Below are 21,948 nucleotides of genomic sequence, written 5' to 3'. Positions count from 1 at the left end.
CAAACGGTACATAATCACATGGGCGATCTCAGGACGGAAAAGCTTCTATCTGTAAGTGAGCCGTGGCTTCAATTCTCAATAAGACATAATCTTCTGAATGAAGATAAAAAGATGTTATCAGAACTGAAAAGTGAAGCACTGAGAGACAAGAGGATCCGAGCGTACCTCAAAGGCGTTTCAGACTTTCATGGTATACTGGTAAGCAATCACAAAGCGCCCGATCTCCCGATAAATCAGCTTCTGTTCCTACTCGACAATGGCTTCAACACAGAGATCACGGAAATAGAGAACGCAGTGAAACAGATAATGAGCCACAAGGATAAATTTGGAGTTTATAAGTCCAAGACCAACATCCCTAAACATTACGGCGGAAAGGGCGAGGATGTGTTCGGATGGTGCTTGTGCGACGCACCTTTGCTGCTCCGTGCGCTTCTCCTCGCCAAAATCGACTACAGAGAGCATGTAAAACAGGGGGTCGATCATTTAACGACACTGATCAACGAACAAGGGTTCCCCTGTTCGGTCTCCGAAGAGCACGGCTCATTCAGAGGACCCGGACGGAAAGGAGACTGCTGCCCCTTTGCAACGCTTTCGATGCTGAATCTTTACGCAGAGATCGATGAATACAGAAAAAGCGATGTCGCAAAAAGAGGGATAGATGCTATTCTGTCCCTTTGGGAGAACAGTCTCGAAAGACATCCGTACATGTTCTACACAGGCACGGATTTCAGAAAACTGAAAGCTCCCGCCATGTGGTATGACATCGTGAGCGTCACAGACTGTCTCAGTAAGTTCGAGTGTGCGAGGAAGGATACAAGGTTCTGTGAAATGATCGAGATCATAAAAAGCAAACAAGATCCGGACGGATTGTTCATTCCGGAATCCGTATATCAGAAATGTAAGGATTGGGACTTTGGGCAAAAGAAAACTGTGTCGCCGTATCTTTCATTCCTATGTATCAGGCTGTTAAGCCGTCTTGAGTGACGAAATATGTCAAAATATAGGCGGAACGTTTTGTGTTAATTCGCCAGAAGGGATTTAGTACAGTATAGAATCTGGTGGAGTTGAGGCTGCGCTTTTATTGGTGAGTTTGACACATTATTCGTGGGAAAAAATAGTAATAATTACTATTGGCAAAATATTTGTTGAGTGGAGGGGAGTAGAGCATTATCCTTTGTCTGCTGCGGTGCTTCTTTTTGAAATCGAAATGAAATGATCTTTGGTGGTCGACAAGCGAGCCTGAAGGGATTTGACCTTCGACTCCATTTTGGAGTCAACTAAACATTAATTGGATACACATTCCGCAGTCAGAAAATATTTTCAAAATGCATAATATTTTATTGTCAATTACAACAACAAAACATTGTCAATTACAACAACAAAACATTGTCAATTACAACAACAAAACATTGTCAATTACAACAACAAAACATTGTCAATTACAACAACAAAACATTGTCAATTACAATAATTATATATGTCTGGATATTAATGACAGATATATGAAAGACTACAGGCCTAGAATAGCGGATCGGCAGCTGAGAGATATGTTGGAAGCATTCGGTGCCGTATCTATTGTTGGGCCGAAATATTGTGGCAAGACCACGACCGCCGAGCAGGTCGCAAAGAGTGCCGTCTATATGCAAGATCCTGATAAAAAAGAAACATACAAACTGATGGCCGCCGTCAAACCTTCTCAGCTTTTGGACGGGGAAAAACCGAGACTGATCGATGAGTGGCAGGATGAAACTAACATCTGGGATGCGGTGAGGTTCAGTGTGGATAAGCTGTCTGAGGAGGGCCTGTATATATTGACAGGGTCCGTCACTATCGACGAGTCGAAGATAATGCACTCCGGCGCTGGAAGGATCAGCAGGATGCGTATGTATACGATGAGTCTTTTTGAATCGGGTGATTCCACAGGAGAAGTTTCCCTATCGGAAATGTTCTTGGGGAAAGAAGTGTCCGGTATCTCTCGTCTTTCCTTAGAGGATATTGCTGAACGGATCACAAGGGGAGGATGGCCGAATTCGGTCGGAAAAAGCCCATCCGTTGCACATAATCAGATAAAAGGTTACTGCGAGACCATACTCGGATCGGAAGTCAAGACAGCAGACGGAGTGGAACGTGACCGGGACAAGATGCGTCTGGTGCTGAGGTCGATTTCAAGGAACATATCCACATCGGCAACGGATACGACTATTGTGGCAGACCTACAAAAAAAGGATAAAGGGGCGGTTCACATCAATACTCTGAGGTCATACGAAAAGGCTCTGAGAAAGATACACGTCATAGATGACCTGCCAGCATGGACGCCGAATCTGCGTTCCAGAACAACAATCAGAGTGACAGACACCAGACATCTCACGGATCCGGCCATTGCAGCATATTTTTTAGGCGCATCGGCGAGAGACCTGATGAACGATCCGAGAACATTCGGACTTCTTTTCGAATCACTTGTCATTAGGGATCTGAGGGTCTACGCAAGTTCGCTGGGAGGCGAAGTGTTACATTATCACGACCGCAACGGGCTGGAAGCGGATGCAATAATTCATCTTCATAACGGAAAGTGGGGGGCGGTTGAAGTCAAGCTCGGAGCCGGAATGATCGAAGACGCGGCGAACAACCTTCTGAAAATAAAAGAAAAGGTCGAGAGCGAGACGATGGGTTCACCATCATTTCTGGCCGTTGTAACAGCCACAGAATATGCATACACACGCAAGGACGGGATACACGTCGTGCCGATAGGGTGCTTAAAAGACTAATGCAGAAAAAACAAGATTTTGTAAAAGCGGGCCTGAAGGGATTCGAACCCTTGGCCGATCGATTAAGAGTCGATCGCTCTACCTAGCTGAGCTACAGGCCCCGTGAGCCTCTTGATTACATTATTGTAGATAAAACTGTCTGTTTTTATTTATTCAGGGGGTACGGCAATCAGCGTATACAAACTCATATATTGTCGAGGTTATATTACGAATCAATGAAGGAATTAAGGGTTAGGGATCTAATGACCACACAGGTGCTGACCGTCAAACCGACGGATACAGTTAAACGTGCCATAATCAAGCTTGCAGTCGATAATGTGACCGGCGCAGCGGTAGTGGACAACAGGAACCATGTCATTGGAATGATAACCGAGTTCGATGTTCTCAGCCTCATAATAAGGTATCAGGACAAGTTGGACAAAGACCCGAGCACCACTCAGTCCCTTCTGAGCGTTCCCATGGACGGTGACGTTGCCGATCCGGCCTTGGTGGAAGCGAATAAAGAGATCTCCGAGATGAAGGTCGAGGACATAATGATAAGAACGGTCCTCTGCACAGCACCGGATGAGGTGATCTCCCGTGCCCTTCAAAAGATGATGAAGCTCAACGTCAATCGCCTGCCGGTACTGGAACAAGGTATTCTGGTGGGTATCCTGTCCAGGTCTGACATCATATTCCACATTTACAAGAAAAAGATCTGAAAGCGATGTTTGAGGTACACGTACTCGCAAGCGGAAGCGATGGGAACTGCACCATTATACAGTTCGAGGACGAAGCCATAATGATCGATGCCGGCATCAGCTGCAGGAGGACCAGAGAGCTGATGGAGAAAGAAGGCATAGATCAAAGGGCGTTGAAAGCGCTGCTTATCACCCACGAACATTCCGATCACATCGCAGGCGCCGGTGCGGTATCAAGGAAGTTCAACATCCCGGTTTTCTGCAACAAAGCCACATACGACAGCAGCGGTCTCAGCAATGTCGAGTATTCCGAGATAAAAACGATGGGGTCGTTCTGTATCGGGAATATGGTCGTAATCCCACTTCCCACCTCCCATAACGCGGTGGATCCGAACGCCTTTTTTGTCGAGGCAGAGGGGAAAAAGGTCCTGGTCGCGACCGACACTGGAAAGATTACGTTCCAGGTGGAACATGCATTGAAACAGGCGGATGTGGCCGTCATCGAATCCAACTATGACAAGAAGATGCTTGCGGAAGGCCCCTATCCGCCGTATCTGAAAAAACTCATAGCAAGCGAAATGGGGCATTTAGCGAATGTCGATTGTGCAGGAGCCATAAAACGGACAATGAACGAACGCAGAAAGATATTCCTGGCACATCTGAGCAAGACCAACAATGCCCCGGACATTGCGAGAGAGACGGTTGCGGAGCTGACCGGGATAAAAAGATTGAATATCGACTGTCTTGAGTTCCCCGGGGACACAAGGACCATCAAGGTCCGGGATTGATCAGCACGGCCTTTTCTCTGTTTACAAGGGCCATGGCCATTGCCCTCGGCATCCTGACCACATCTTCCTTGGTGAGCTCATAATTCCTGTCCGGGCCAGAGAAAGGCGGAAGATCCTCCAATATCCTTATCACGACAAGCTCATCTTCCTTTGCCGGTTCTTCTTTTTGTTCTTTCTTAGCGGGTTTATGTTCCTTGACAACGGCAGGAGCATAACCGTAGTCTTCCTGAGGCAGTTCCTCGGCCTCGTCTTCCGGTATGACCTCTGCTTCCGGCTCCGGGCGGAGGGGTTCTTTGAAAACAGGTTTCGCAGGCGGCACCGGCTCTGCAACGACAGGTTTTTCCTTTATCGGTTCGGCAGCTTTCCTTTCTTTTTTTGGTCTCTCATCTATTTCGGGTATCTCATATTTTTTCTTCCCGCTCAGTTTGTCAACTATCTCGACATGCTTCCTTGAGATGTCAAGGACCATGGTATAGTATTCGCGCTCTTCGGGAGTGAGATGGTCCAAGAGATTCTGCCCGCCTCTGGCGCCTATCAGAGCGAGCGAAGCGATCTTACCCATCCTCATTTCTGTGATCTCTTTGGACATAGAAACCGCTTTCTTGCGTCGTTGGTTGGCCCCCTCGCAGATTATCGAGTCGGGGTCTTTGGAAAGACATCCTTCATATTCGGACTTCAAAGTCATTATTAAGCCGGCCATCGCCGGATACAGATCCTTCCTTATTGGAGATAATGTGGGAGATTTCTTCTCCACCCTGTATATTGCGCCAAGGTCCTCGAATGACATGGAATCCGAATTCTTCAACATCAGCACCCCTATTTTCCCTGCAATTAATTATGATTTATTCTTTCCCAATTCTCGGGAAATACAAACCATCCATCCTGTTGTAACGGTATGGGCTTATCATATTAAACACATATTTTTACATATCGGGAACTCAGAAGAAACAAAGATAATAACCATCGGAGACATCTTACGCAGGATGCCGATCGAGGATGTCATCAGAATAAAGGGGTCGGGGGTCGAAGCAGACGTGCTGGTATCTCCGGGATCAAGCAGGCACGGTATCGAGGGCATAGACGGCTGGCGCAAGAGGCTTACAGTGAAAGTGACGGCCCCGCCGCTTGACGGGAAGGCAAACGCAGAGGTGGAAGAACTCTTCAGCGAGGTCACAGGGGCGCCGTCCTCAATATTATCGGGGCACACGAGCAGGCAGAAGACCGTTTTCATCAAGGGCGACCCCGTAATGATCGTTTCAAAACTGAGGGGTCAAGTTGAATGACGAAGAGAGGCTGGCCGAGATCGAAGCGATCCTGGAAGAATTAAAGGAACTCTCGGCGGACCACATTATTCTTGTTGAAGGCATCAAAGATAAGAAAGCTTTGCGGCGTTTGGGAATAAACAGGCACATCTTCATGATACAGGCCGAGGCCGGGCCTATAAAAGCCGCCGAATATGTCTCCGCTCATGGCAAAAAAGCGATCATTCTGACGGATTGGGATCATAAAGGCGGGGTCATAGCTCATGAGACGGAACGTCAGCTGGCATCTTTGGACTCCGCATACAACACGGAAATAAGGGCGAAGCTGTCGCATCTGTGTAAAAAATATATCAAGGACGTAGAATCGCTGGATACGCTGGTGGAAAGGCTGTCTTTCGGCACAAGCGGTATTAAATCAGGATATGATACGGTTACGGATGGTGAGTCTCTGAAAGCAGGTGCGTTCCTCGTTATCGAAGGCATAGACGGTGCGGGCAAATCCACACTCTGCGGTATTCTTGAAGAAAGGCTCACTTCCGAAGGTTATTCGGTCAAGGTCACCCAGGAACCCACACATGATGAGATAGGCAGCGTCATAAGGGGAGGGAAGATAAAGGGCATATCCCAAAAAGCCGAAGCTCTCCTTTTCACAGCCGACCGCGCAGTGCACACGCAGCAGATAATAGAGTGGGTGTTCGAAGGACTTATAGTCATTTGCGACAGGTATTTCGCATCCACGGTCGCATATCAGTCATCGGGCCTCAACGGAGAGGCGCTGGACAGAGAGTGGCTGATATCCCTGAACAAGCAGATAATGACAACACCCGACCTCACTGTGCTATTGGACATAGATGCTAAAAAGAGCCTGAGCAGGATCGGAGATCGGGACGAGCTCAGCAAGTATGAGCAATTCGAGTATCTGGATAATGTAAGAAGGGAATATCTGAGGCTCGCCGACGAGTTCGATTTTATGGTAATAGACGCCGAAGGCAGCCAGGCAGAGATAGCGAGCAAGATAATCGCAGAATTAAAAGAGATATTTTCAAGGAGAAGGTTTTGATGCATCCGTCAGAAGAGATATATTGTGAGAAAAGCAACAGACTGAGAGGAAAGACAATAGTGATCGGAATAACCGGAAGTATAGCTGCGGTCGAGTGTTTTTCGGTGATAAGGGAGCTTGTAAGGAATGGGGCAAAGGTGATCCCTGTAATGACCCAGAATGCCATTAAGATTGTGGCGCCGGATGCAATAGAGTTTGCTTGCGGAGTGAAGCCGATAACAGAGCTGAGTGGGCAGACAGAACATATAACGCACATCGGCGACCCCTCCGCGGCGGACCTTTTCATTGTATATCCCGCCACGGCGAACACGATCTCCAAGATGGCCAATGGAATAGACGACACAGCCGTGACGTCTATGGCGAGCGTAGCATTGGGAAGCAAGATACCCGTTGCGGTGGCACCAGCGATGCATGAGCACATGATCAACAACCCCGCGGTCTCGAAGAATCTCGGGACCCTAGCGGAGTGGGGCGTGCACATAATCGGACCCCACAGGGACGGTGTAAGAGCAAAGGTCGCCTCCAAGGAAGAGATCGTTTCATGGGCGATCAGACTTTTATCGAGAACAGATCTTTCCGGACGCAGGATACTCATCATCGGAGGACGGAGCGAAGAACCGATCGACTCCATGAGGATGATAACGAACAGATCCACGGGAATGATGGCTCTGGCACTCGCAAAACGCGCATTCGAGAGGGGAGCGGACGTCGAACTCTGGATGGGAGGGTGCAGTACGACGCTGCCCGATTTCTTAAAAACAAAAAGGTTCACAGAAGTGTCCGATCTGGTCGAAATGTTGGACATGATCGATCACGACCTTGTGATAATGCCGGCCGCGTTGGCCGATTTCACACCCGCAAAGAAGGTAGACGGGAAAATACCCAGCACGGCATCTTTCGACATAAAATTAAAGCTGGTCCCGAAGGTGCTTCCGATGATAAGGAAGAGATGCGATAACGTAATAGGATTCAAGGCGGAGTCCGGCCTCACAGCAGAAGAACTCGAAAAGAAGGCGAGGCAAAGGCTGGAAGAATATGACCTCAAGGCGGTGGTCGCAAACGACATCGACGTGGCGGGCAGGTCAACGTCATCCGCCATATTGGTCTGCCGCGACGGGTCGAAGAACATCACCGGCACTAAGATAGAGGTGTCCGATGGGATACTGAATTACTGTGCCGAGATCCTATGACATCAGCATACTGTCCGGCACACATAACCTGTTTCTTCAAACCATCCGAATCCTTCCGCAATATATTGGAGAGGGGGTCGGAAGGAGTCGGCATCAGGCTAGGGGCCGGCTCCATCGTTCACGTGGATGAGATCAAAGGAAGAACAAAGGTCATTATCGACGGAAAAGAGGATGAAGCAAAGATAACGAGACATGTCCTGGGTCATATGGCATCGGGCCGTACTTTCGAGGTAAATGTCGAGTGCAGGGTCCCGCCGGGGCAAGGGTTCGGAATGAGCGCATCCGGAGCGGTCGCAGCGGCCTTGTGTTTAGCGGAGATGACCGGGAAGAGCAGAAGGGAAGCATTCGAAGCGGCGCATGCCGCCGATGCCATATGCGGAGGCGGACTCGGGGATGTCTCGGGGCTTATGCATGAAGGCGACGTTCCGATAAGGATCAAGGCAGGTCTCCCGCCGGTCGGCAGAGTATATGATATGAAACTTTCCTTTGAAACAATGACCGTTGTTGTGCTGGGCGATAAACTCAGCACGGCGGGAGTTCTCGGGAATGCCGGCAAGCTCAGATCCATAAGCGAAGCGGGCGGCACAGCCATGTTGGAGTTCAGGACTAACGATATGACAAAAAATGACAGTGATGCGGTAAAAAGGTCGCTGTTCGAGATATCAAACAAATTTTCGGCCGAGGCCAATGTCCGAGGTCAGGCTGTTGATGCAGCGATCGAGCTGCTCAAAAAGAACGGAATAAGGTCTGCGATGTGCATGCTCGGAAACAGCATTTTCACTGATGCACCGGAGAAAGAAGTCAGGGAAGTATTGGGCGAAGGAAAAATATTCTCGACATCGTCCACCAATGAGCCAGCACACATCATTCAAAGAGTGTGAAGAGGACGTCGTCCTCTCCGACATCGAACAGACCTATCCTCGCACCGCAGTCCAACCACCCGTGTGCGTAATTGACGGCTGCGAATGCCGTGACAAGATCCCCCACGTCTCTGAAGTGCTTCGCATCGTTGTAATATGATGTTGCCATATCAAGGAAGTCATCGGCAAGTCTTTTCCCGAAGGACCTGTCAGGGGCCGCTATCTTGAGCTTTTCCAGCGCTTTCTTTGTTATCTCAAGATATCTGTCGATCTTTTCTTCGGAAACGGTGTTGTTCATCGGCAGTGATTATGCCTCCCGATGATAAAAAGATTGACTGCGCGGCAGCCCTCTGGGGACATTTAATTATAATATTATGCTTATGCGGGAAACATGATAATAGTAGGGGGATCGTCTTCCAAGGATCTTGCAAAGGAGCTCTCGACCAAACTCGGTTGCGCATATATACGAGCAGCTACAACAAAGTTCCCGGACGGCGAGTGCTATACAAGGATCGATACCGAATCGCTAGGAAAGGATGAGTTGATCGATGATGTGGTGATAGTTCAGAACACCTATCCCGATTCTAATATGATCGAGATGTTCCTTCTTCAAGATGCGGTAAAGAAGATGGGTGCGAAAAGGGTGATCCTGGTGATCCCGTATTTCGGATATGCCAGACAGGACAGGATATTCAAACCAGGAGAGCCTGAGAGCGCCAAAGTAATGGCAAAACATCTTGGCTTGGTATGCGACAGTGTATTCACCATCGATATCCACAAGGAAGCGATACTCGACTACTTTGATTGTCCGCATAAGGATCTCAAAGCGGCACCCGCGATCGCAGAACACTTCAAAAATAAAAAAATAGACATGGTTATGTCTCCCGACAAAGGTGCAAAGGACCGTGCAAAAGCTGTCGGTGAAAAACTTGGTCTGGAATATGATTATTTCGACAAGACCCGTCTTTCCGGTTCAGAAGTGAAGATAGACTCAGATCCGACGATAGATTGCAAAGGAAAGAACATCCTCATTGTGGATGATATGATATCCACAGGCGGTACGATAATCGCCGCAAAACAAGCACTCAAGGAAGCGGGTGCGGGGAGCATATCGGTCGCTTGCACACACGGCGTGTTCGTGAATAATGCTCTTGAGAGGCTTACCGGGAACGCATTCGCAAACATTCTCTGCTGCAACACGCTTGAGAACGAAGTATCGCTCATCTCGGTCGCCGACATAATCTGCGATGCGTTGAAAGAAGATGTTGCGAGGAACAAGAAAAAACCCCGCGGTTCTGTAAAAGGAACTATACGCGGCGCACTGAAAAAGGAAAAGTGATCTTATGGAAAAGGAGGATAACTTCAGTGACTGGTACTTGGAGATAGTCGAGAAGGCCGGTATGTCCGACAAAAGATACCCGATAAAGGGAATGAACGTTTGGACCCCCTACGGCTGGAAAGCCATGAAGCATATTGACGAGTTCATTAGAAAAGAACTGGATGCCACCGGTCACGACGAAGTATGTTTTCCTCTTATGATACCGGAGACCGAGTTCAAAAAGGAGAAGGACCACATCAAAGGGTTCGATTCGGAGGTGTACTGGGTCACGCATGCCGGCCTTAACGAACTCGACGTAAGGCTCGTTCTGCGCCCCACATCCGAGACGGCAATGTATCCGATGTTCGCTCTCTGGATAAGATCACATCAAGATCTTCCGCTGAAGATATATCAGATCGTGAATGTGTTCCGCTATGAGACGAAGCAGACAAGAGCGTTCATGAGAGTGAGGGAGATCCATTTCTTCGAATCACACACCTGTCATGTATCCGAAGAGGACGCACAAAGGCAGATCGAAGAGGACACCGAAATACTGTCCAAGGTTGCAAAAAGGCTCTGCCTGCCGTACTTCTTATCTGTAAGGACGGAGTGGGACAAGTTCCCCGGCGCATATTACACGGTCGGTATCGACACCGTCATGCCAAACGGAAAAACGCTGCAGATGGGGTCCATTCACCACTACCGCACTAATTTCTCGATACCGTATGAGATCACCTATGAGGATGACAAAGGCGAGCACAAGCATGTTCACCAGACAACCTATGGAATGAGCGAAAGGCTTCTCGGAGGAATAATAGGTGTGCATTCGGACGATAAGGGATTGATAATGCCGCCTGACATAGCACCGTTCCAAGCAGTCATTATTCCGATACAGTCAAAGGACAACGGTGCGATGGTCGCAGAAGCGGCACGCAGCCTCGCCTCTAAACTCACAGAGCACGGAATAAGAGTGAAAGTAGACGACAGGGACATCAGACCGGGAAGCAAATACTACGATTGGGAGATCAAGGGCGTACCGCTCAGATTGGAGTTGGGCGGAAGGGACATCGACAACAAAGTGGTAACATTTGCCAGAAGGGACACCGGAGAGAAGGGGACGATCGACATCAGCACAGTAGGGAGCGGCGTGGACCTGATCCTGAAAATGATCAGCTCAACGCTCCTTGAAAGAGCAAAGAAGATACAAATGTCCAGAGTGAGTGAGATCAGCTCACTCGATGACATTCCCGAAGATAAGGTCCTGAAACTCGGGTGGTGCGGTTGCGAAGAGTGCGGCCACGCTTTCGAAGATAAGACTGAAATGAAGATACTCGGGAAGCCGTATCCGAAAGAGAAAGGATACAAGGGCAAATGCATAATATGTGGCAAAGAGACAGATGAGTACACACTTGCCGCACGTACAATGTGATCACATGCCATTCCTGGAAGGCGAAACGGTATTTCTTGCGGACAGGTCAGGAAAAAGAACATGGCTGAGAGTGTCTTATGAGATGCTTAAGATCGCTTCGTTAGGGACTGTAGATGGGTCAAGATTCAAAGAACTTAATGACGGCTCTGTTATTACTATCGTCGGAAAAGACTATTATGTTTTCAGACCTGGCACTGTAGAATTGATGGAGTCATTGGATAGAGGTGCGCAGATAATAGGTCCGAAAGATGCGGCAACAATACTGTTGAATTGCGATGTGAGTTCCGGCAAGACCGTCCTCGAAGTAGGTGCAGGGTCCGGAGGTCTGACGACCGCTCTCTTGAGTGCAGTAGCGCCTTCCGGCATTGTGCATACTTTAGAGTTCAAAGAAGAGAATGCCAAGCTCGCACTCAAGAACGTAAAGCGCACAGGATTGGATAAATGCTGGAAGTATACGATAGGCGACGCCAGGAACACGAAGGTAGACATTGTTGCGGACGCTCTTATCATGGATATGCCGGACCCGTGGCTTGCTTTGGACAATTTATATGGGAATCTGAGGATGGGCGGCCGCCTATGCTCATATGTACCTAACATGAACCAGGCGGAGAGCATTGTTCACGCCATGAGGGAAAAGGGGTTCGTTGAAGTATATGCGTTGGAGAACATACAGCGCGGGCTCGAGGTACATCCCGGCGGCGTCAGGCCGTCGTTTGACACGTTGGGCCATACGGGATATTTAATTTTTGGAAGAAAGGCGGCGACCGGTCCAAAAAGCTGATCGCCGTTTTTATGAGATTGGAAAGGTCGGGGCTGTGTTCAGCCCTTCATTATTTTGCTGAGGGGAGCCTTCCACGCTTTCAGCATGTCCTTGACTGACAGGTTTACCGTGTTGTCGATCTTCAGCTTTGTTCCGCCGGTCTTTCCTATGCAGGCGGCTTTTCCTCCCAGAGCTTTCTTAAAGGCAGCTTCATCATCCTTTGAGACCTCGACGATCCATCTTGTGTGGCTTTCGGAGTACAGCTTCACAACATCTTTGCCAGCGATCTCTGAGAGGTCTACTTCGGCGCCGATGTCGCCCGCAATGCACATTTCCGCCATAGCGACGGCAAATCCCCCATCGGAACAGTCGTGGCAGCTTTTGACAAGTCCCTTTCCGATGGCTTTTAACATACTGTCGATGAGACTCTTTAGGTTGGCAGGTTCGACATCTGGCACACGGCCTCCGACACCTCCGAACTTACGGAATAACAGCGAACCGCCCATCTCGTCCTTGGTCTCACCGATCAGGAATATCAAGTTGTCTTTTTCTTTCAGATCCGATGTTACGGCCTTACCGCTATCTTTGATCAATCCCGTACCGATGACCATCGGCGTCGGCAAAATACAGGCGCCGTTGGATGATTCGTTGTACAAACTTACATTTCCGGAAGGGATAGGGACACCAATTATGCGTGCGACCTCGCCGAGTCCTCTGACAGACTCTCTTAACTCCCCCATACGATCCGGCTTTTCCGGGTTGCCGAAGTTTAGACAGTCGGTGAAGGCATGAGGTCTCGCTCCGACCGCCACCAGATTGCGGCATACTTCGTCCATGCATCCCATGCTGCCGCGGTAAGGATCTGCGGCGACCAACCATGGGTTGCATCCGACCGTCACGGCAAGACCTTTTACAGAGTCTTTTACAGGAGTCATTATGCTCGCATCTCCGGGTCCCTTCCCTGCCATAGGTCCGGAAACAGTCTTCCTGCCTTTCTTTTCGAATTGATCGATCGCCCATGCTCTGGATGAGATGTTCAGGTCGGACAACATTTCCATAATGATCTCGTTATTAGAGGGTAGTTTCGGCATCTTTTCCTTTGCCTTCGTGGAAACTTTCGGGGCGGTGAAAGGTCTTTTGTACATCGGACCGCCTGTAAGGAACTTCAGGTCCATATCGAATATCTGTTCGTTTTCCCAGAATATCTTTGTGCGCCTTGTATCCGTGCTCTTTCCGACGACCGTGGCCGGGACACCGTGTTTCTTGAATATCTCCAGGACCTTCTTGACATTCTTCTCTTTTACGGAGAGCATCATTCTTTCCTGTGTCTCCGAGACCCATACTTCCCACGGAACAAGGTCCTTGTCTCTGAGCGGGACCTTGTCGAGGTACACTTCGGCGCCGCAACCCCCGCCCAATGCCATTTCGCCTACGACGCAGCTCAATCCGCCCCCGCCGAGGTCCTTCATCCCGGTCAAAAGACCGGCTTTGTTCGCATCTAAACAGGCGGCAAGAACGAAGCGTTTGGGTATCGGACTCACACCATGTTTGGCACCTTTGTTCTCAACTGCTGTTGAGAGGTCGGCCGAAGCGAAGTTGACCCCATGTATGCCGTCGCGTCCCGTGGGCTCGCCGCACAGTATGAATGTCTCTCCCGGACCGCTGACGAAGTTGTTCCTGAGGTCTTTGTTCTTTACTATGCCAAGTGCACCGACGTTGATCAGACAGTTTTCAGTGTATGTCTCATCAAAGAAGAATGCTCCCGAGATCGCCGGTACTTTTACGGTATTGCAGTAGTCCCTTCCTCCGTCCACTGCTTTTTTAAGGAGGTCCCGCGGGTGTATAGTGCCCGCAGGCAATTTCTTTTCTGTATCGACCATACCGATGCAGAACGGATCTACGATCGCGACCGGTTCCGCACCCATGCACACAACATCTCTCAGGATCCCTCCGACACCTGTTGCGGCACCTCCGTAAGGCTCTACGGCGGAGGGATGGTTGTGGCTTTCTATCCTAAGGGCATATCCATGCTTTTTGTCGAACCTCATTATCCCCGCATCGCCTCGCGACATGACATCCGGGTGATCGATGCCAAATACGAACTCTTTCAATATCGATTTGGAGCTTTTGTAACAGCAGTGCTCACTCCACGCCTGCCCCAAAGATTGCATCTCGATATCTGTGGGGTTCCTTCCTTCTTTCTTGAAGTAATCTTTGATCGTTTTCATCTCGTCGACCGAAAGGCCAAGGCTCAGGTCCTTCGAGATCTTTTTTAGGTCGCTGTCATCAGCGTTTTTGATCTTAATTTCATACAACTCGAAAGTAAGTTTGCGTTTTTCAGTAAGCTTGTTATTATTCATGAAGTTGCCTCGCGGATACTGATTGTATGCACGAGCATTTATTAAAACCTCAACTCTATAAAACGGGAGGATGCTGACGTCTAGCTTTTTATATGGCGGCTTTCGCTTTTTTCGGACAATTGACTCTCCTATCTCCGATAGAGCCATCGGGAAGTTATTGGGCCGCGGTGGAAAATTTAATTATGCGCGCACGTTACGTCACTCAATGGCAGTGATCGATATCAGAATAGATCTCAAAAAGGGCGTTGCGGACCCGGAGGGAAGCAACACAAAGAAAACGCTCGAGTCCCTCGGATTCAAGGGAGTTATCGATGTTAAAGCGGTCAAGGTCTTCGAAGTGACCCTGGATATGCCCGCCGAAGAGGCAAAGAAATGCGGCGAGGAGATGTGCAGAAGGCTCCTGGCGAACCCGGTGATACAGAGTTTCAGCGTTACCGTGAGATGAACAAATGTCAGAAAAAGGGTTCGCAGTAAAAAGAAAGGTCCCATTCGAGTTGCATGACATCGATATTCTTTCATCAAACGACAGGGGCCTGAAGAAGATATCGGAGGACATGAGCCTTGGACTGTCAGTAGATGAGATGAAAACGATCAAAGATTACTTCAAGAAAGAAGGAAGGAACCCAACCGATGTTGAAATGCAAGCGCTGGGACAGGCGTGGAGCGAACACTGCTGTTATAAAAGTTCGAAGAAAATATTGAAACAGTTCGTTTTCGGGATAGACCGCGAGGATGTGCTTTCCCGGGGGGATGCGGGGGTCATGGTATTCGATGATGAGCACGGATATGCCCTCAGAGTAGAGAGCCACAATCATCCGTCGGCCATAGAGCCATACGGGGGAGCCGCGACCGGGATAGGAGGGATACTCAGAGATGTCGTCTGCATGGGGGCTCAGCCGATCGGTCTTGCGGACCCGTTGTGCTTCGGCCCTATTGACAAAGAGATAGACGTACCGCCAGGAGTGAAGCAGCCCAGATATCTGCTCGGCGGAGTAGTGTCCGGGATAAGGGATTATGGGAACAGATGCGGCATCCCGACTGTAACGGGCGGGATGTTCTTTGATGAGAGATATACCGGGAACTGTCTTGTAAACGTCGGATGCTTCGGCATAGTGAGGAAGAAGGACCTGGCACGCAATTACGCAGGCGGCAGAGGAGAGGTAATGATCCTGATAGGCGGCCGCACCGGCAGGGACGGCATACACGGAGTGAACTTCGCATCACAGGACCTAACGACAACTTCAGGTGAGGATTCAAGGGGCGCCGTGCAACTCGGAGATCCTATAACAAAAGAGCCGGTCATACATGCCTGTTTGGAAGTGAACGGAAAACATCTGATAACCGGGATGAAAGACCTCGGCGGCGGAGGATTGAGCTGCGTGGTCGGTGAGATGGCGCTTGCGGGAGGATGCGGCGCGGATGTCGACCTGGAAAAAGTACCGCTTAAAGAAACGGGACTTGCTCCGTGGGAGATCTGGGTATCCGAATCTCAAGAGCGTATGATGTGTACCTGCAAGCCGGAGAACGTGGAAAAGATCCTGGAGATATTCGACATGTGGGATGTCTTGGCCACACCCATTGCAAAGACGACAGACTCCTCGCGCATGAGGCTGTTCTGGAAAGGGGAGAAGATATTCGAGATGGACCTTGAATTCCTTACAGGCGGACCGCAGTACGACCGGCCGTTCATCATGCCGAAAGTATCGACAAAAAAGGATGAAGTCTTCCCAAAGCTTCCGAACGGCAACGAAGTTCTCTTAGCTCTGCTGTCTGACCCGAATGTAGCATCCAAAGAATGGGCCATAAGACAATATGACCATGAAGTAAGAGGGGCAACGGCTGTACACCCTATGGTGGGGAAGCTTAACATGACCGGGCCCGGAGATGCGGCCATATTGCTGCCCGTAAGCGGAAGCATGAAGGGTCTGGCTGTCGCAACAGGATGCAACCCGTGGTTCACCGCTCAGGACCCATATAGGGGTGGTATGGCGGGGATAGATGAGGCCTGCCGCAACATAGTGGCAGTAGGCGCAAAGCCTAATGCATTCACCGACTGCCTCAATTTCGGCAATCCGGAGAGGCCGGAAAGGCTCGGGGAGCTCAGAGAGGCGGTAAGAGGCATCGGTGACATCGCAAGAGGACTCAATATACCGATACCGTCCGGAAACGTAAGTTTATACAACGAGGGGTCAGGGGGAATAGGGATACTCCCTACACCGATGATCGTCGGCTGCGGACTGATCGATGATGCAAGGAAAGCAGTCACCGCCGATCTAAAGAAAAATGGCAGCAAGATCTTCCTGATCGGTAAGACAAAGGATGAGATGGGCGGATCACTGCTGTTCCGTAAATTCAGAGGGAGATCCGGCGATGTGCCAGATGTAGATGTGGCTTCATTGAAAAGGTCAATGGAGAGGCTTTTGAAGGCAATGGAAGGCGGATTGGTGCTCAGCTGCCATGACTGTTCGGACGGAGGCATGGCAGTCTCGATCGCAGAGATGTGCATATCCGGAGACATGGGTGCCGAGGTGAATCTGCCATCGGGCGGCATGGATATCGAACGTACGCTTTATTCGGAAAGCAACTCCAGATGGCTGGTCGAGGTGGATGGTAAAGATGTTACCGCGTTCAGGAAGATATTGAAAGATGATGCGACCGAGATAGGGACCGCAGGCGGCAGGAACCTTCGCATCATGAAGGTCAGCAGCTCTGCCAAAGGGCTCGCTGATAATGTCGCCGCTAAGGATACACAGATCAATGTCACTGTAGAAGAGCTTAGAAAGGCCTGGAATGACCCGATATGGTCGATCATGGGGGGGTCCAAGTGAGACCGAAAGAAGTCAAGGTGTGCGTCCTTAGGATAGAAGGTACGAACTGCGAGGATGAGATGGCATATGCTTTCCGTGCGGTCGGAGCGCAGGCGGAACTGGTACACCTTAAACAACTGACAGGAGCAGTGCCGGGAGAAAAGAGAAGAAACCTGGAGGAGTATGATGTTCTGGCACTTCCGGGAGGTTTCTCTGCGGGAGATTACGTTCGTGCGGGAGCAATATTCGCCGCGAGGATGAAGAGTGCGATAGGCACGGACATAACGAGGTTTGTCGAAGACGGGAGGCCGGTCTTGGGAGTATGCAACGGCTTCCAAGTGCTCGTGGAATTGGGATTGCTTCCGGCGTTCGATGAGACAATGTCCAAAACAGCAACGGCCGCGCTATATACGAATAACTCAGGGAGGTTTGAATGCAGGCCGACGATCCTCAGGAACGATAACAGAGGAAAATGCATATTCACCTCATCAATAGCAAAAGGAAAGATCCTGATGATACCTTCGGCGCACGCAGAGGGCAATCTTATGAGCCTGGATCCGGATTTCATACAAAAACTGGAAGACAACGATCAGGTAGTGTTCAGATATGTCAAAGAGGACGGAAGCAAGGCAGAATATCCGTGGAACCCGAACGGCTCAAGATCGGACATAGCAGGAATATGCAATCCGGCAGGAAACGTGATGGGTATGATGCCGCATCCGGAAAGGGTCATTACAAGATACACTCATGCCGATTGGACAAGGAACCGTCCGTCCGCAGACGGTGACGGTCTACCTATATTCAGGTCCGTAATAGAGAAGTTAAAGTGATCAGATCTTTACTTTGATCTCGACGCGGTCGCCGTTCCCTATTCCAAGGGTCCTTCTTAGGTGGTACTGGCAGACGATCTCAACGGTGTTGTCATGATGTGTCCTCTCGGGAATGATTATGGCACAATCTATGCTTTTGATCTTTGCCTTATGTGCGACGGCGCTTCCGAAGGTCCTGCCCTCTTGTGTGAATCCCTGTATCGTCTCTCCGGGTGCGCTTCGGATGATATCTATCTTACTTACGTCCTCCCTGTCGACCTTGACATTCAGGGTCCCTTCGTAGGGCTTGAACCCGAGTTTTTCTTCGAACTGGTTGGAGTATCCTATCTGGCACATGTAGTATTTCCCTTCACCTATGCCGTCTGCGATGACGCCGCGCAGAGTTATTTGGTCGTTAATCTCGAAGATCCTTCTGTATTCGCTGTATTCTTGTTTCAGTTCTTCCACTCCTTTCGGAGTAAGTTTTATACGCTGTCTCCTTGCGCCGAGATCCCTTATGATGAGTTTCTCATCCAATAACTCCAAGATCCTCTTTGAAGCAGATTGCTGACTCATCTCCAGAGCTTCGCCGAGCTCTCTTGACGATAACACTACATAATCATCAATGCCCCCCAGTAATGCGATTCGTCTAAGTGCGAATGAATACTTCGAGTCCACACGGCTAAAGCGCTTACATCTGATTTAAACGTATCTGATTTAAACGTATCTTATGTTGAAAAAGGAAAGTGGCCCTTGCGGGCCGTGAACATCAGGCTTTTGCCAAATTCGCCCAGATCTTCGAGGATGGCATCACAAGGCTGATGATGATGAGCGCACCTAACACGACCAGTATTATTGCGACATATAAGTCGACAATACCGAAAACTACTGAGCAGCCTACTGCACTTATTGTCAGGAACGTCATTAGCAGAAGGACATTCCATGTCCACTGTCCGCCCTTAGAAAGGCCGCCTGCCAAAGCAAAGAACATGACTGCGAGTAGCATATACACCCCCATGCGGGACAGCATGCTCTCATCTGCTTCAAAGAAGAAAGCCAGACAGAAAATGCAGAGCAGCCCTCCGATAAACCCGAGTGCGGATCCGATCTTAATTATTCTTGGTGTTGCATTGAACGTTTTCATTTTTGCACCTTCATTTTAAATTCAACCCTTCCTGCTGGAAACAATCATATTCACACTTTCCGTGATGAACCATATCCCCGCCAGGATAATGCCGTATGCTTCAAGGCCGGCAGTATCGTATGCAAAGAACATCGCCGCCAATAAAAAGACGATGATGATGCTCACTCCGGCGAAGATCTTGCGATCCGCCGCCCAGTTCCCTGCTGCAACGGCGATCATCGCCAAGAAGATAAACAACGCTGCACATGTTGCAATGAATTTGTGTAAGTCCCCGTCATCGGCTGTGAACCAACCCACCAGGGCAAACGCAACGCTCCCGAATACGATTAGGACTCCGCCGGCGATGTGCCCGGCATTCTTTGCGTATGCCACGCGCCCTACGCCCATTATTGCGAGAAGTATTCCTGCGATAATGCAGCCATAGTTGAAGTAGAGTTTAGCGTCCGTGTCTGAGACGCCAAGATCCGAGAGATTATTGACGCCGAATTGCCAGGCAGTATCGATAGAGTCTGCGCAGATCCATGCGATAATGAACGCCGCAACTCCGATAAACCCGAACCAGGCGAATGCGATGCTGCGGTCTTTTGAAACTTTCATAGCCCTGAACATACTTATTGTTTAATTATACTTGCGCCAGAAAGGAGAGAGATCGAAAGGGGACAGGACGTTCTCGCAGCAACAAATTCGAACGACGCAAAAGCAATTTATTAATGTGGCAGCAGGATATCATGGCGGTCTTATGAGGAATATCTACTTCGTCGGCACGGCAGGGAGCGGAAAGAGTACGATGGTGGGGGCGTTCAAACAATGGCTCGATGATAACGGCATCGATGCAATAATCATAAATCTGGATCCCGGAGCCGACAGACTGGCTTACGAAGCCGATATCGACATAAGAGAGTGGATATCCCTGTCAGAGGTGATGGACGAGTACAATCTCGGACCGAATGGTGCGCAGGTCGTTGCCGCAGACCTTATGGCAATGAACATACACAAGTTGATCTCTGTCCTCAACGAATACAAAACGAAGTACGTCCTTATCGACACTCCCGGGCAGCTTGAGTTATTCGCATTCAGAGAGTCCTCAAAGATGATCGTTGAGGCGCTGGGTAAAGAGAGGTCCATGTTGGCATACCTTTCAGATCCGATGCTTTGCAGAAGCCCGAACGGGTTTGTGTCATCAATGATGCTTTCTGCGCTGGTACAGTTCAGGCTGCAGCTTCCGATGATGAATCTTCTGTCGAAGATCGATACCATGTCAGAGGAAGAGAGTCAGAGGATGATAGATTGGTTCGAGAATCCGGATGCGCTTTACGGCGATTTTTTGGATGAGGACTCAGATCCGCAAACAGTTGTGGGGATGGAGCTTTTCAAAGCACTTGAGAACACCGGGATCTTCGGAGAAATAAGAGGAGTATCCGCCGAAGCAGACATTGGATTAGAAGAAATATACGCATCCGCACAGCTTGCATTCTTCGGCGGAGAGGATGCGGATAGTGATTAAAGGGTTTATCCGAACATATGGGTCGGAGCACTTTTGATCTTGTTCCTTCCCGCTTCCATGACCTTCTCCTTTGCCTGGAAAAAGTCTCTCTCGGTGACCGTGTCCCTGCCGTCGCGTATGGCAAGCATTCCGGCCTCGGTGCAGATACTCTTGATCTCCGCTCCGGAGGCTGTGTCGGTCACCTCCGCCAGCTTTCTGGGGTTGATGGCCTTATCTATGCTCATGTGGGACATGTGGATCTTGAATATCTGTGTCCTCCCCTCAACATCCGGAAGACCGATCTCGATGATACGGTCGAACCTTCCGGGTCTGAGGAGCGCATCGTCAAGTATGTCGGGTCTGTTCGTCGCGCCGATGATCTTTACGTCGCTGGTGGGGGTGAATCCGTCCAGCTCGGCGAGAAGCTGCATCAGTGTTCTCTGAACTTCCCTGTCGCCTGATGTTGCGACATCCATCCTTTTGGCGCCGACCGAATCAAGCTCATCTATGAATATTATGCTGGGAGCCTTCTCTCTCGCAAGTTCGAACAGTTCCCTTACAAGTCTGGCTCCCTCTCCGATATACTTCTGGACCAACTCCGATCCGACGAACCTTATGAACGTTGCATTCGTAGCGTTCGCCACCGCTTTTGCCATAAGGGTCTTGCCGGTCCCCGGGGGACCGACGAGCAGGACGCCCTTGGGGGGCTCGATACCGACCTTGGCATACAGCTCCGGTCTCAGAAGCGGATCTTCTACGGCTTCGCGCAGCTCAAGCATCTGCTTGGCGAGACCGCCGATGTCTTCGTATGAGATGTCAGGCTTCTCTACGATCTCTGCTCCTGTAACCACCGGGTCGAGGGGCAGAGGCAGCACGTTCATTACAGCGAGCGTCTGTTTGTTCAAAGTGACCCTCGCACCCGCTACGAGGTCCTCCGGAGGTATGTACTCCGACACGGAGACAACAAAGTCCGGCCCGGTCGAACTCTTTACTACGACGCGGTTGTCCGGAAGGACATCGCGCAGCGAGCCTATTATCAGCGGAGGACTCTTCAGCCTCTCCAGCTCGGCCCTTATCCTGCTGTGGTCCTTCTGTAATCTAAATAGTTCTCCCTCCGAGTAGCGTTTGTCATTCTCGGCGGTCTGAAGATCTTCCATTAATCTGATGTTCCTCTCTTCAAGGGTGATGATTTTCGCCTTCAGTTCTTCTAAAGTATCTTCCATTAAGCTACCA

Annotated in this window: 22 protein-coding genes and 1 tRNA gene; 15 read left to right on the top strand and 8 right to left on the bottom strand. The window is 49.8% G+C overall.

What is annotated here, in order from left to right:
* The first annotated feature begins 18 nt into the window (after positions 1-18).
* Together Mpt1_RS06660 and Mpt1_RS06655 are read left to right on the top strand one after the other, a co-directional pair.
* Positions 19-984 carry a hypothetical protein gene (locus tag Mpt1_RS06660; RefSeq protein WP_048113339.1) on the top strand — a complete coding sequence of 322 codons (966 nt, stop codon included), beginning with the start codon at positions 19-21 and terminating at the stop codon, positions 982-984.
* 518 nt (positions 985-1,502) lie between these two features.
* Positions 1,503-2,765 (top strand): ATP-binding protein, encoded by a 1,263-nt coding sequence (locus Mpt1_RS06655; RefSeq protein WP_048113336.1) that lies wholly within the window; start codon positions 1,503-1,505, stop codon positions 2,763-2,765.
* A 27-nt stretch (positions 2,766-2,792) separates the two neighbouring features.
* Here the strand turns inward: Mpt1_RS06655 and Mpt1_RS06650 are convergent.
* Positions 2,793-2,866, bottom strand: a tRNA-Lys gene (locus Mpt1_RS06650).
* Positions 2,867-2,980: 114 nt separating this feature from the next.
* Between Mpt1_RS06650 and Mpt1_RS06645 the strand changes: the two genes are divergently transcribed.
* Positions 2,981-3,466, top strand: coding sequence for a CBS domain-containing protein (locus Mpt1_RS06645; RefSeq protein WP_238603115.1), 486 nt, complete (start codon positions 2,981-2,983; stop codon positions 3,464-3,466).
* 5 nt (positions 3,467-3,471) lie between these two features.
* Positions 3,472-4,233, top strand: a complete 762-nt coding sequence (locus Mpt1_RS06640) for an MBL fold metallo-hydrolase (RefSeq protein ID WP_048113334.1) — start codon at positions 3,472-3,474, stop codon at positions 4,231-4,233.
* Here Mpt1_RS06640 and Mpt1_RS06635 read toward each other — a convergent pair.
* Positions 4,217-5,041 (bottom strand): hypothetical protein, encoded by an 825-nt coding sequence (locus tag Mpt1_RS06635; protein WP_048113332.1) that lies wholly within the window; start codon positions 5,039-5,041, stop codon positions 4,217-4,219. The two genes, Mpt1_RS06640 and Mpt1_RS06635, sit on opposite strands and share 17 nt — an antisense overlap.
* Positions 5,042-5,216: 175 nt before the next feature.
* Here Mpt1_RS06635 and Mpt1_RS06630 point away from each other — a divergent pair, with 175 nt between their 5' ends.
* Genes Mpt1_RS06630 through Mpt1_RS06610 form a run of 4 tightly spaced genes read left to right on the top strand, consistent with a single transcriptional unit; the run spans position 5,217 to position 8,626 of the window.
* Positions 5,217-5,516 (top strand): DUF167 domain-containing protein, encoded by a 300-nt coding sequence (locus tag Mpt1_RS06630; RefSeq protein WP_048114015.1) that lies wholly within the window; start codon positions 5,217-5,219, stop codon positions 5,514-5,516.
* The gene (tmk, locus tag Mpt1_RS07500; protein WP_082007279.1) at positions 5,509-6,555 is read left to right on the top strand and encodes a dTMP kinase; all 1,047 of its coding nucleotides are present in this window, start codon (positions 5,509-5,511) and stop codon (positions 6,553-6,555) included. Before Mpt1_RS06630 ends, tmk begins: the two co-directional genes overlap by 8 nt.
* Positions 6,555-7,745: a bifunctional phosphopantothenoylcysteine decarboxylase/phosphopantothenate--cysteine ligase CoaBC gene (coaBC, locus tag Mpt1_RS06615; protein WP_048113330.1), complete on the top strand. Its 1,191-nt coding sequence runs from the start codon at positions 6,555-6,557 to the stop codon at positions 7,743-7,745. Before tmk ends, coaBC begins: the two co-directional genes overlap by 1 nt.
* Complete coding sequence (locus tag Mpt1_RS06610) at positions 7,742-8,626, top strand: pantoate kinase (RefSeq protein WP_048113328.1); 885 nt, start codon at positions 7,742-7,744, stop codon at positions 8,624-8,626. The genes coaBC and Mpt1_RS06610 overlap by 4 nt, the downstream gene beginning before the upstream one ends.
* Here Mpt1_RS06610 and Mpt1_RS06605 read toward each other — a convergent pair.
* Positions 8,610-8,903, bottom strand: coding sequence for a DUF357 domain-containing protein (locus tag Mpt1_RS06605; RefSeq protein ID WP_048113326.1), 294 nt, complete (start codon positions 8,901-8,903; stop codon positions 8,610-8,612). The genes Mpt1_RS06610 and Mpt1_RS06605 overlap by 17 nt on opposite strands.
* Positions 8,904-8,996: 93 nt before the next feature.
* Between Mpt1_RS06605 and Mpt1_RS06600 the strand changes: the two genes are divergently transcribed.
* Genes Mpt1_RS06600 through Mpt1_RS06590 form a run of 3 tightly spaced genes read left to right on the top strand, consistent with a single transcriptional unit; the run spans position 8,997 to position 12,133 of the window.
* The gene (locus Mpt1_RS06600) at positions 8,997-9,944 is read left to right on the top strand and encodes a ribose-phosphate diphosphokinase (protein ID WP_048113323.1); all 948 of its coding nucleotides are present in this window, start codon (positions 8,997-8,999) and stop codon (positions 9,942-9,944) included.
* Between the two features lie 4 nt (positions 9,945-9,948).
* Positions 9,949-11,352 carry a proline--tRNA ligase gene (gene proS, locus Mpt1_RS06595; RefSeq protein ID WP_048113321.1) on the top strand — a complete coding sequence of 468 codons (1,404 nt, stop codon included), beginning with the start codon at positions 9,949-9,951 and terminating at the stop codon, positions 11,350-11,352.
* Between the two features lie 4 nt (positions 11,353-11,356).
* On the top strand, positions 11,357-12,133 hold the full coding sequence (locus Mpt1_RS06590) for a tRNA (adenine-N1)-methyltransferase (RefSeq protein WP_048113319.1): 777 nt from the start codon (positions 11,357-11,359) through the stop codon (positions 12,131-12,133).
* A 38-nt stretch (positions 12,134-12,171) separates the two neighbouring features.
* Here Mpt1_RS06590 and purL (Mpt1_RS06585) read toward each other — a convergent pair whose 3' ends face one another.
* Positions 12,172-14,472: a phosphoribosylformylglycinamidine synthase subunit PurL gene (gene purL, locus Mpt1_RS06585; RefSeq protein WP_048113317.1), complete on the bottom strand. Its 2,301-nt coding sequence runs from the start codon at positions 14,470-14,472 to the stop codon at positions 12,172-12,174.
* Between the two features lie 205 nt (positions 14,473-14,677).
* Between purL (Mpt1_RS06585) and purS the strand changes: the two genes are divergently transcribed.
* Genes purS through purQ form a run of 3 tightly spaced genes read left to right on the top strand, consistent with a single transcriptional unit; the run spans position 14,678 to position 18,109 of the window.
* Positions 14,678-14,917: a phosphoribosylformylglycinamidine synthase subunit PurS gene (gene purS, locus Mpt1_RS06580; protein ID WP_048113315.1), complete on the top strand. Its 240-nt coding sequence runs from the start codon at positions 14,678-14,680 to the stop codon at positions 14,915-14,917.
* A gap of 4 nt (positions 14,918-14,921) precedes the next feature.
* Entirely contained in the window at positions 14,922-17,300 is a 2,379-nt protein-coding gene (gene purL, locus Mpt1_RS06575; protein WP_048113312.1) for a phosphoribosylformylglycinamidine synthase subunit PurL, read from the top strand.
* Positions 17,273-18,109 (top strand): phosphoribosylformylglycinamidine synthase subunit PurQ, encoded by an 837-nt coding sequence (purQ, locus tag Mpt1_RS06570; RefSeq protein ID WP_048113310.1) that lies wholly within the window; start codon positions 17,273-17,275, stop codon positions 18,107-18,109. Before purL (Mpt1_RS06575) ends, purQ begins: the two co-directional genes overlap by 28 nt.
* On the opposite strand, the gene Mpt1_RS06565 is transcribed toward purQ, so the two are convergent.
* From Mpt1_RS06565 to Mpt1_RS06555, 3 genes are all read right to left on the bottom strand, one after another.
* Positions 18,110-18,766 (bottom strand): DUF120 domain-containing protein, encoded by a 657-nt coding sequence (locus Mpt1_RS06565; protein WP_048113308.1) that lies wholly within the window; start codon positions 18,764-18,766, stop codon positions 18,110-18,112.
* A 91-nt stretch (positions 18,767-18,857) separates the two neighbouring features.
* Entirely contained in the window at positions 18,858-19,232 is a 375-nt protein-coding gene (locus tag Mpt1_RS06560) for a hypothetical protein (RefSeq protein WP_048113306.1), read from the bottom strand.
* 21 nt (positions 19,233-19,253) lie between these two features.
* Positions 19,254-19,829, bottom strand: coding sequence for a DUF998 domain-containing protein (locus tag Mpt1_RS06555; protein ID WP_158386795.1), 576 nt, complete (start codon positions 19,827-19,829; stop codon positions 19,254-19,256).
* Positions 19,830-19,971: 142 nt separating this feature from the next.
* Here Mpt1_RS06555 and Mpt1_RS06550 point away from each other — a divergent pair, with 142 nt between their 5' ends.
* The gene (locus tag Mpt1_RS06550) at positions 19,972-20,736 is read left to right on the top strand and encodes an ATP/GTP-binding protein (protein ID WP_048113301.1); all 765 of its coding nucleotides are present in this window, start codon (positions 19,972-19,974) and stop codon (positions 20,734-20,736) included.
* A gap of 5 nt (positions 20,737-20,741) precedes the next feature.
* Here Mpt1_RS06550 and Mpt1_RS06545 read toward each other — a convergent pair whose 3' ends face one another.
* The gene (locus tag Mpt1_RS06545) at positions 20,742-21,938 is read right to left on the bottom strand and encodes a proteasome-activating nucleotidase (RefSeq protein WP_048113298.1); all 1,197 of its coding nucleotides are present in this window, start codon (positions 21,936-21,938) and stop codon (positions 20,742-20,744) included.
* Positions 21,939-21,948 lie beyond the last annotated feature (10 nt).

This window comes from Candidatus Methanoplasma termitum (assembly GCF_000800805.1).
GTDB lineage: Archaea > Thermoplasmatota > Thermoplasmata > Methanomassiliicoccales > Methanomethylophilaceae > Methanoplasma > Methanoplasma termitum.
This window is presented reverse-complemented; position numbering and strand designations above follow the sequence as displayed.